Source organism: Armatimonadota bacterium (assembly GCA_013359125.1).
Taxonomy (GTDB): Bacteria; Armatimonadota; Fimbriimonadia; order Fimbriimonadales; family GBS-DC; genus JABWCR01.
On sequence record JABWCR010000039.1, the window covers coordinates 1 to 9329 of the forward strand.

Below are 9329 nucleotides of genomic sequence, written 5' to 3' on the forward strand. Positions count from 1 at the left end.
GTCCCCTCCCCAAACTCTGGCGAGTTTAGGGAGGGGAACGAAAGACAAGCTGGTTTTGAGGCCTGTCCGCGCTTACGGGCCGATCGGAGAACGAAACGGACAAAGACAAACCCCTCCCCTGTATCCCCTCCCCAAACTCTGGCGAGTTTAGGGAGGGGAACGAAAGACAAGTTGGCTAAGGAGGGGAACGAAAGACAAGCAGGCTGCCGGTTCCCCCGCGCTAGCGCGGGTCGAAGGTTTCTCAAGTTTTGTCAACGCTGTGTCGAGGTTCTTTCTAAAAGTTTGGATGAATTGGTTGGAGGAGATGTGCTGGCAGCCCGCCGCGGCGTAACCGTCCATCACATGAAACCCATCGCCCGAAGAGGCGGAAGGTCGACAAAAGAGAATCCCGAGGAATGGAGCGGGAAATGGGACTCGAACCCACGACCCCCTCGTTGGCAACGAGGTGCTCTACCACTGAGCTATTCCCGCTCGGCTAACCTTAATTATACCGTATCCGACCTGAATCCTGCAATCCGATCCCGCACTGTACAGGTTGCGTACGGCATATCGACCCTTCCGAGCAGCGACACTGAACGACTCCAAAGAAACCGCTCCGTTCGTCCGACCGTTCGAGGCGACCTCGCGGATCGATCGACCGATGCCCTGCGAACGAATTTCTAACTCCATGCCTCAGCCCTCCCAATGAAGAAGCCGCGAGAGGCGCAAGAGTCAACCACCAAGCAAAAGAAATTTGGTGGGCGAGGGGGGACTCGAACCCCCACGGGCTATGCCCACTAGATCCTAAGTCTAGCGTGTCTGCCAATTCCACCACCCGCCCGGCAAAATCTATAATACCCAGCGCGATACAGGATCAAGGCAAAGCGGTCGGATGGTGCCGAGGGGCGGAATCGAACCGCCGACACACGGATTTTCAGTCCGTTGCTCTACCGACTGAGCTACCTCGGCTAATAAGAAAATGGCGGAGCGGACGGGACTTGAACCCGCGGCCTCTAGCGTGACAGGCTAGCGCTCTAACCGTGCTGAGCTACCGCTCCGTGCTGCCATGGTGGGCGAAGCAGGATTTGAACCTACGACCACTTCCTTGTAAGGGAAGCGCTCTACCGCTGAGCTATTCGCCCCGACCGGGTTAATATACCACATCCCTGCAAGGGTATAATCGGCCAAAATCCACCTCAATTGGAGCGCTCAATGGTTGCCGAAGCCCTTCCCCGCTGGAACATGTCGTCCGTCTTTCCCAGCCTCGATTCGCAAGAGTATATAGACGCGGTCGCCCGATATGATCAGTCGATCGCCCAAATGGAGGAGCGCTTTGATGCCGCCGGCATTCGCCGAACCGAGGCCTTGCCGTGGACCGACGCTGTCCGAGAGGCTGCGGATTCTGCTCTGGCGCAATGGAACGAACTGCTCGAGCGCCAGCGCGTGCTGATGGCTTATACGCACTGTTTTGTGGCGTGCGATTCGCGCGACGAGTTGGCACAGGCCAAACTGAGCGAATTGAGCGGGCGCGAGCCTCGAATCGGGGCGCTGATCGCTCGATTCACGGGCTGGATAGGCGCTATCGATGTGGAGCAGTGGATCGCTCAATCGCCGTTGGCGGCTGATCATGCCTTTGCCATTCGCAAGCAGAAGACTCAGGCTTCTAAGATGATGTCGGAGCCGGAGGAGATTTTGGCCAGCGAACTGGGACAGTACGGCGGCCGGGCGTGGAGCCGGTTTTACGGCAACTTCAGTTCGCAGATCATGGTAACGATCCATCGCGAGGGCAAGACCGAGACGATTCCTATGAGCATGGCGCGAAACCTAGCGTTCGATCCGGATCGCAATGTGCGCGAGGCTGCCTATCATGCGGAATTGGACGCTTGGAAGGCCAATGCGCTGCCCATCGCCGCGGCGATGAACAGTCTGAAGGGCGCGACGATGCACCTGGCCAAGAAGCGCGGCTGGGGCGACCCTCTGAATGCGGCCTTGTTTGAGAATCATATCGACCGGGAGACATTGGACGCGATGATGGGCGCGGCGCGGCGGGCGTTTCCCGATTTTCGACGCTTTTACAAGGCAAAGGCAAAGGCACTGGGGCTGTCGCGGCTGACCTGGTACGACCTGTACGCGCCGGTCGGGGCATCGAAGCGGGAATGGAGTTGGGACGAGGCGGTTCGGTTCGTCGCGGAGGGTTTTGCCGACTATTCCGATAAGCTGAGCCGGTTTGCTCGCCGCTCGTCCGATGAAGGTTGGATCGATGCCGAGCCGAGGCCGGGCAAACGGGACGGCGCTTTTTGCACCGGCATCCAGCGAGACGAATCGCGCGTGTTCATGAACTTTAAGCCTTCGTTCCTATCGGTCAGCACCCTGGCGCACGAGTTGGGGCACGCTTATCACAACGTCTGTCTGGCCAATAGAACGCCGTTGCAGCGTCAAACGCCGATGTGTCTGGCCGAGACAGCCAGCATCTTCTGCGAGACGATCATCCAGAACGCGGCCCTGCGCGATGCCGACCGAGACGAGCAATTGATGATTTTGGACGGTGCTTTGGAGCGTTCGTCCGGGGTTACCGTCGATATCACCAGCCGGTTTATCTTTGAGCAGACGGTGATGGCCAAGCGTCAAGATCGCGAACTTTCGGCGCAGGAGATGTGTCAGATCATGCGAGAGGCTCAGCTCGATACGTATGGCGACGGGCTTGATCCAGACTGCTTGCACGAATACGCTTGGGCCGCCAAGCCCCATTATTACGGCTCGACTTACTACAACTACCCGTACATGTTCGGGCTGCTGTTCGGCTTAGGGCTGTACGCGCTCTATCAGAAAGACCCTGAGCCGTTCCGAGACGCCTACGACGATTTGCTCAGTTCGACCGGGCTGGACGACGCGCAGACATTGGCCAATCGGTATGGATTCGACCTGAAAAGCCCGGCGTTTTGGGAGGCCAGCTTAGACTTTGTGCGGCGCGACATCGACCGATTTGTCGAATTGGTCGGCTAAGAGCCTCTACTTGCCCAGGTTCTTGAGCGCTTTCGCATCGTAGAGTTTGCCGTCGATGTAGGTGCTGGCGCGCTTCTCGATCGTCCTTGCAATGCGCCACTTGCCATCGATCTTGCGCCAAGTCTCCTCGATCCCGGCCGTTCGTCGATACTTGCGAACCTTGCCGTCGTTCTGCCTTATGTCACAGGTCGTATCCTCAACCGTGTTGCAAATCACGCGATCCTTGTCCATTCTTATCTTTTCGATCTTGATAGTGGTGCGGATGTTGTTCATCCGCGTGATGCCCAATCGGTACGAATTGATGGCCTGAACACGATTGTACATAATGCCTTCGGTCGTTACCAGCACGAAGTCCGGGGCCATATAACTTTCTACTTCCTTAGGTTTCTTGGCAGCCATAGCAGCGGCATATTTGGCGTATTCCGCTTCGATCTGTTTTTTCAGCTGTGCAAGGTCTTGAGCCGATGCGGTCAAAAGCGCCGTCGCCGCGCCGAGCAGTAATAGTCTCTTCATATCTGCCTCCTGTCTGCTTCTTATTATAGGTTACCCGCCAGCGGTTTACTCGGTTCCGTTTTCAGGCCTCTTTGTCAGGGGGATGGCACAAAAATGAGTTTGAATTGGAACCCGCACCGCGGACAGCGCGCCTTCTTAGCCAACGACTCCAAACCTATTAAGGTGTTGGCTTGCGGGCGTCGTTGGGGCAAAACGGAGGTCGCCGCGCTCGAACTGGCCAAAGGGCTGATGGCTAAAGAGGACGCAAGAGCGATTCTAGTAGCGCCGACTCTCGCCCAAGGCATGGAAACGCTGGACAGGGCGGAGATGGCGCTGGTTCGAGAAGGAGCGAACTTCTATCGAAAGACCGGCCAATCGCCAGGATTGTACAGCGACAAGCGTCGATTGCTACTGAAGGCCGCCGCCCGGCAAGGCTTAGCGCTGAGGGGTTTTCGGGCAGACATGGCCGTGGTGGACGAGGCGGCCTACGTGCCGGAAGAGGTCGTGGTGGGCGCGCTGATGCCGACTTTGGCCGAGCGGCGCGGGCGGCTGATCTGCATCTCTACGCCTCGCGGGCGCAATTATTTTCATCGACTGTGGGAGCGGGGACAGAGCGGCGATCCCGAAGTTTGGAGCCTAACCAGCCCCAGCTGGGAGAATCCGAATCTATCGGCGCCGTTCCTTGCAAGCCAGGCCAAGTTGATGTCGCATCGAGACTTCATGGTGGAGTATGGAGCGGAGTTCTTAGACTCGGGAAAGGCGGCTTTCCGGACCGATTGGATAGATCGGGCCACGCTGATGGAGCCGGATGTCGAGGGGCCGGTCGTCGCGGGCATCGATTGGGCGCGGTATCGGGACTATACCGCGGCGGTCGTGCTGCAGGGTAGCCGAGCGATGTGCCGGATGGTGGGTCTGCAAAGGTGGCGAGGACAAAGCTGGGGCTTTATCGTTGCGGAGGCGGCGGCCTACTTAGCCCAGCACAATGTGGAGAAGGCGATCTGCGATTCGACCGGATCGGGCGACGCCGTTATGGAGCAGCTCGTTCAGCGCGCGCCGTGTCGCACGGAGGGGATCGTGTTCACGCGGCAGTCTAAAAGGCGTTTGGTGGATCAGCTTGCGCTGGGTTTGGAGCAGGGTCGGATAGCCCTATTGCCGGATCAGGAACTTCTGCGAGAGCTTTACCACTTTGAGCTTTTGGGCGACGATGCCTCGGCAGGATTTGGCGCCCAACCGGGCTTTAACGACGATTTGGCGATCGCGCTGTGCCTGGCTTATGAGGCGCTTCCGACGCATGCGACTGCCCGCCTGCTATTGGCGGGAAGGCGGGATTGAACTCAATGCACCAAGACTCCCGTTTGCAGGGCAGGCGCGTCGTAATGCTCGACCAGCATCATGCGCACGGCGCCTGTTTCCGAAGGGAACCAATAAGCGCCTGAGTCGACGGAAAGCTCGGTATAAATGTCGAAGTAGCTCTCGATCTTATAGAGGCCATTCGGTAGCTTCTCGATCGTAGTAACGCCCTTGGACGGCAAGGTCGGGCTAACCCTCAATCGAGCGGCGCCTAGGTTGTCCACGCCTTTCACGTCCAATTGGACCATCTGAGCATTGAATGTGCGAACGTTGCCTTGCTGCCCGGCCCAGGCGACCGAAACCGTGCAATCGGCACGGGCCTCAACGCGAATCGGATCGCGGTCGAACATCCGAACGTTAGCCGTAACGCGCGAGTCGAACCGGTGGATGGTCGTTTCGCCCTCTTCAGGAGGAGCATACCCTTGAGTGAATTCATTATGAACGACCTCACTCAAATCAAACCGACCGTCCATATAAGCGCTATGCATGGCGCTCACATAGGATGCGCCGAACACCGGAAGATCGTCCGAGTCGAATTCCATGCTTTAGTTTACCTTTCCTAACCCATCTTATCCGTGATCGGCTTGACCCAATGGCCGCAGAACGGGCACCACTTCCAACTCTTGGTCAGTTTTTCTCGGCATTTGGGGCAGTTTGCCGCGCCTTCGGGGGTCGAGGCGATGTTGGGCGATGTTCTTGGGGATGGCGGGCGATTCTTGATAGCGGCGGAGGTCTCGACCACGATAGGCGGTTGGCTGACCGCGCCGGCATGCGCCGACTGGGAGATCGTAAAGCCGCTGCCGGTCCATTTGTGCTCCAGCCCCGCGCCCTGGCACAGATGCGCCAAAGCCTGTTTGACCGTGATGCCTCTCGCCTCGGCTGAAACGCGGTACGAAGGCGCCGACTTGTCGACGGTAACAGGCACGCCGGACTGTTGCGAGATTTGGCGGGCGACATCGCGGATCTCGGTCTTGTTGGCCAGCACGTTGACTTTTCGGTTGAGCACTTCTTGCTCGGACAAACGTTTGGGCGCCGCGCCTTCAGGAAAGATGCGATAAACGCCGTCCCTAACTTCCCATTTGAACTTGGCAGAATGCGACAGTGTCTGAAGGGCGACGGTAAAGGGCCTCTGTTCGAGATTCGCATAGATTCTGGCGTTCAGATTGCCTTCGATCGCATATTCGCGCTTAGCCTGGGCGAAGAGGTCGTGCAGAGCGTCTTTCACGTCGGCGCCCTTGGCAGAAAGCGTAATCAGAGGTTCGGGCTGTCGGAAGATCATGGTTTGATGGGCTCCTGTTTGATCAAACGTCCAGTTTCGTCGTAGATCGCGAAGGTCGGCTGCGGCTTGGGCGCAGGTCTTGGCGCAGGCTTTGAAACGGTCTGTGGCGAAGAGTTGCGCGGGCTTGAGGCCATGCGCGGTTCAATGATTCTGGGTCGCGAAGGCACGACTGCGCCGACCGGTTCCAAACTGCTCGACGGCGCCGCGACCAGTGGTTCGCTGGGCGGGGACTTGACAAAGAGCGAAAAGCCGTACAGCCCTGCGACGATCAGCAATGCGAGCAGCGCCACGGCCGCCAACAGCCCGCTTCCCTGCTGGGGCGTCGCCTCCACCGGCAACCCTCTGGTCAGGCGGTCGATCGTCTCGGCGCGGCGCATCAGCTCTGCGCGGCAGTTGACGCAAGCCTGCAGGTGCGCTTCAACATCGGATTTCTGGCTGAGCGGCAGAGAGTCTTCCAAATACGCCCAGCCCTGTTTTCTTACCCAGCGGCAAGTCATCGTGCTTCGTCCATCGCCTTCCGGCGTTCCAAATGCTGGCGATACATGGCTTGGAACTGTCGAAACTTAGCGTCGTGAAAGGCACGGGCGCTGGGGTTGGGTTGGACCGTCTCGCCAGGCCGAACCCAGGCGGCCATGCCTTGCCGAACGGTCTCGAACCGACCGGACGCCGTCGCGCCGAGGATCGCCGAACCTAGCAGAACTGCTTCGGGCTGCTCGCCCGCAATGACTTCGCACCCAGTGGCATCGGCGTGCTCCTGAAGCCAAACAGGGTTCTTGACGCTGCCGCCTGTAACGCGCAGGCTGCTCACACGATAGCCCTTTGTATTCAGGGCTTCGATCACGTCGCGGGCGTTGTAGGCCAATGCTTGGACGGTAGCGTAATAGAGGATCGCGTCGTCTTCGGGATCGGCGCCCAGCGTCAAACCGTCCACCTGGCCTTTAGAGCGCGGGTCGGCGTGCGGGCTTCGATTGCCATGATGGTCGGGGTAGACGTGCGCGTGCCGCGCCAGCGAGGCAGGGGGATCGAAGCCCGCCTGGAGCTTGGCGACCAGCGCGTTGGCGTATTCGTAGGGATCGCGATTCTCGGCTCTGGCTCGTTCGGCCAAGCGTCCTGGGCCGTACTCCAGCGCGTAATCCATCAGGGCGCCCGCGGCCGATTGGCCGCCTTCGTTCAACCAATACCCGTCTAACACCGCGCCAAAATAAGGCCCCCAAACGCCCGAAACAAAGCGCGGCTCTCGGCTGAGCGCCATCAAACAGGCGGATGTGCCGCCAATCAGCGCCAGGCAGGCATCGGGGTCTTCCATCGCCCCCAGACAGCCGATGGCTCCGGCATGAGCGTCGATAATGCTGACGGCCACGGCGCATTCGGCGCTCAGCCCCAACTCTTGAGCAGCATGTTCCGTTAAGCGTCCGGCCAGTTTGCCCGGCGGTTCGATCTCGCGCCCGACTTTGCCCGTATGAACCGCGTCGAGAATGCCTGCATCTTGATAGAGCGGTTCGTCCCATCGTCCCTCATGCGCTAAATAGCCTTGCTTGCAGCCGGTCGAACAGAGGCTGCGAACGTCTCGTCCCGTGGCACGGTAGACCAAAAAGTCGGGCAGATCGAGAAAGCGCACCGCGCGGGCATAACTTTCGGGCAGATGCTTGGCCAGCCACATCAGCTTGGGCGGATGCATCTCCAGCGAAATCTGACCGCCAACGTGCTTAAGAAACTCGAAGCGGCCTTGGTTAATCGCGTCGGCTTCGGCTCCCGCTCGATGATCCATCCACATGATCACGTTCCAGCGGTCGTCTCCCGACGGCGAGACCGTAACAGGCCTCTCCTGATCGTCCAGCGCGACGGTCGAGCAGGTCGCATCGAAGCCGATTCCCTTCACTTGATCGCCGGTCGCTGCGGCCTCGCTCAGCGCGGTCCGAACGGTTGCCCGCACAGCCTGCCAGATGTCGTCAGAACTCTGCTCGGCAAAGTCGGCTTGAGGCCTATGGATCTCGATAGGATGGACGCTCATGCCGATCAGGCGGCCGTTGTCGTCGAACAGCCCGGCGCGGACGCTGGCCGTTCCGACATCGATGCCCAGATAGAAGCTCACGCGGTAACCCCCATGAACTCGGCCATGAAACTGCGCACGGTCTCCTCTTGATCGGGGGTCAGATCGGAAAGCGGAGGGCGAACCTTGGAGAACGGCAAACCGCGCAGGCTGAGGGCAAACTTGGACGCCGCCGGGAAAGGCAATTTGCGCCAGACGGCCAGCGCCTCGCTCAGTCGATCCTGATAGTTCTGCGCATCCCTACCCTCTTTGAACGCCCGAAAGATGCCCGAAACCAACTCGGGAAAGACGTTCGCGGCGCCGCTGATGGAGCCGGCCGCGCCTCTTTGCAGGGCGGCGAGCAGCCCTTCCTCTTGGCCGATGTAGAGGCGCAAACGGGGCGCCATGGAGAGGTAAGCGGCCACTGTTTCCGGATCGCCCTCGCTGTCTTTGACGCCCAGCAGGTTGGGATAGCCAAGCAGCCGTTCGACCAGGTTCGGCTCGATGCGGATATGGGTGATTCTGGGAATGTGGTAGAGGATGACCGGCAGATCGGTCGATTCGAGCAGAGCGCGGTAGAACTCGTAGAGGCCGTCCTGAGTGTAGTTCTTGAAAAAGTAGGGCGGGAGGACGAGCAGAGCGTCGCACCCAGCGCGCTTGGCCTGTTTGGCCAGATAGACAGCTTCGGGCAGGCTGCACGTGGCCGTGCCGGCGATGATTTTCAGGCGGCCGCGGGTTGCGCAGGCCAGTTCGTAGAGTTGGACGCGCTCGATCGGCGAAAGGGACGCGCCCTCGCCGTTGGTGCCGGAGACGACGACGCCGTCCATGCCGCACGCCTCGTTGAAGGCTAACAATCTGGCTATGGCTGGTTGGTCGATCTGGCCCGATGCGTCAAAAGGGGTCACCATCGCGGTGAAGACGCCGTCCAAGGAAATCGCGCTCATCCCATTAACTATTCTTGGCAACCTTTGCCCGGTTCCTAAGAGCAAGGATACCCAGTCGGGCAAGAGTTGAGTTCAAAATTGTGCTACAGATCGAAAAAATCCCGTTCGGAATGCCGGCCCGGTCTTTCGGCTCGCGGGGACGCTCGCCCTCCCGGTCTTTCGGCTCGCGGGGACGCTCGCCCTCCCGGTCCGATCCGATGCCTTTCGCTCCCCTCCCTAAACTCGCCAGAGTTTGGGGAGGGGATACAGGGGA

8 protein-coding genes and 5 tRNA genes are annotated in these 9329 nt (G+C 59.6%); 2 read left to right on the forward strand and 11 right to left on the reverse strand.

All coding sequences use genetic code 11. The features are described 5' to 3' along the window. Nucleotides 1-396 precede the first annotated feature (396 nt). The 5 genes from HUU60_12565 to HUU60_12585 all read right to left on the reverse strand — a co-directional run bounded on the left by HUU60_12565 (nt 397) and on the right by HUU60_12585 (nt 1121). Nucleotides 397-471: transfer RNA gene (locus HUU60_12565), tRNA-Gly, on the reverse strand. A 263-nt stretch (nt 472-734) separates the two neighbouring features. Then, nucleotides 735-820: transfer RNA gene (locus HUU60_12570), tRNA-Leu, on the reverse strand. Between the two features lie 52 nt (nt 821-872). Continuing rightward, nucleotides 873-948 (reverse strand) — tRNA-Phe (locus HUU60_12575). Nucleotides 949-959: 11 nt separating this feature from the next. Next, nucleotides 960-1037: transfer RNA gene (locus HUU60_12580), tRNA-Asp, on the reverse strand. 9 nt (nt 1038-1046) lie between these two features. Continuing rightward, nucleotides 1047-1121, reverse strand: a tRNA-Val gene (locus HUU60_12585). 70 nt (nt 1122-1191) lie between these two features. Between HUU60_12585 and HUU60_12590 the strand changes: the two genes are divergently transcribed. Next, nucleotides 1192-2982, forward strand: coding sequence for a M3 family oligoendopeptidase (locus HUU60_12590; GenBank protein ID NUL83537.1), 1791 nt, complete (start codon nt 1192-1194; stop codon nt 2980-2982). 6 nt (nt 2983-2988) lie between these two features. On the opposite strand, the gene HUU60_12595 is transcribed toward HUU60_12590, so the two are convergent. Next, a complete protein-coding gene (locus HUU60_12595) occupies nt 2989-3495 on the reverse strand; it encodes a nuclear transport factor 2 family protein (protein NUL83538.1) in 507 nt (168 codons plus the stop codon). Nucleotides 3496-3588: 93 nt separating this feature from the next. On the opposite strand from HUU60_12595, the gene HUU60_12600 reads away from it, so the two are divergent. After that, nucleotides 3589-4806, forward strand: a complete 1218-nt coding sequence (locus HUU60_12600) for a hypothetical protein (GenBank protein NUL83539.1) — start codon at nt 3589-3591, stop codon at nt 4804-4806. 2 nt (nt 4807-4808) lie between these two features. Here HUU60_12600 and HUU60_12605 read toward each other — a convergent pair whose 3' ends face one another. Genes HUU60_12605 through HUU60_12625 form a run of 5 tightly spaced genes read right to left on the reverse strand, consistent with a single transcriptional unit; the run spans nt 4809 to nt 9076 of the window. Further along, nucleotides 4809-5366, reverse strand: a complete 558-nt coding sequence (locus HUU60_12605; protein NUL83540.1) for a hypothetical protein — start codon at nt 5364-5366, stop codon at nt 4809-4811. A 17-nt stretch (nt 5367-5383) separates the two neighbouring features. Then, nucleotides 5384-6103 (reverse strand): hypothetical protein, encoded by a 720-nt coding sequence (locus HUU60_12610; GenBank protein NUL83541.1) that lies wholly within the window; start codon nt 6101-6103, stop codon nt 5384-5386. Then, nucleotides 6100-6600, reverse strand: coding sequence for a zf-HC2 domain-containing protein (locus tag HUU60_12615; GenBank protein NUL83542.1), 501 nt, complete (start codon nt 6598-6600; stop codon nt 6100-6102). Before HUU60_12615 ends, HUU60_12610 begins: the two co-directional genes overlap by 4 nt. Further along, nucleotides 6597-8195: an FGGY-family carbohydrate kinase gene (locus HUU60_12620; protein NUL83543.1), complete on the reverse strand. Its 1599-nt coding sequence runs from the start codon at nt 8193-8195 to the stop codon at nt 6597-6599. The genes HUU60_12615 and HUU60_12620 overlap by 4 nt, the downstream gene beginning before the upstream one ends. Continuing rightward, entirely contained in the window at nt 8192-9076 is an 885-nt protein-coding gene (locus HUU60_12625; GenBank protein ID NUL83544.1) for a dihydrodipicolinate synthase family protein, read from the reverse strand. Before HUU60_12625 ends, HUU60_12620 begins: the two co-directional genes overlap by 4 nt. Between the last annotated feature and the right edge of the window lie 253 nt (nt 9077-9329).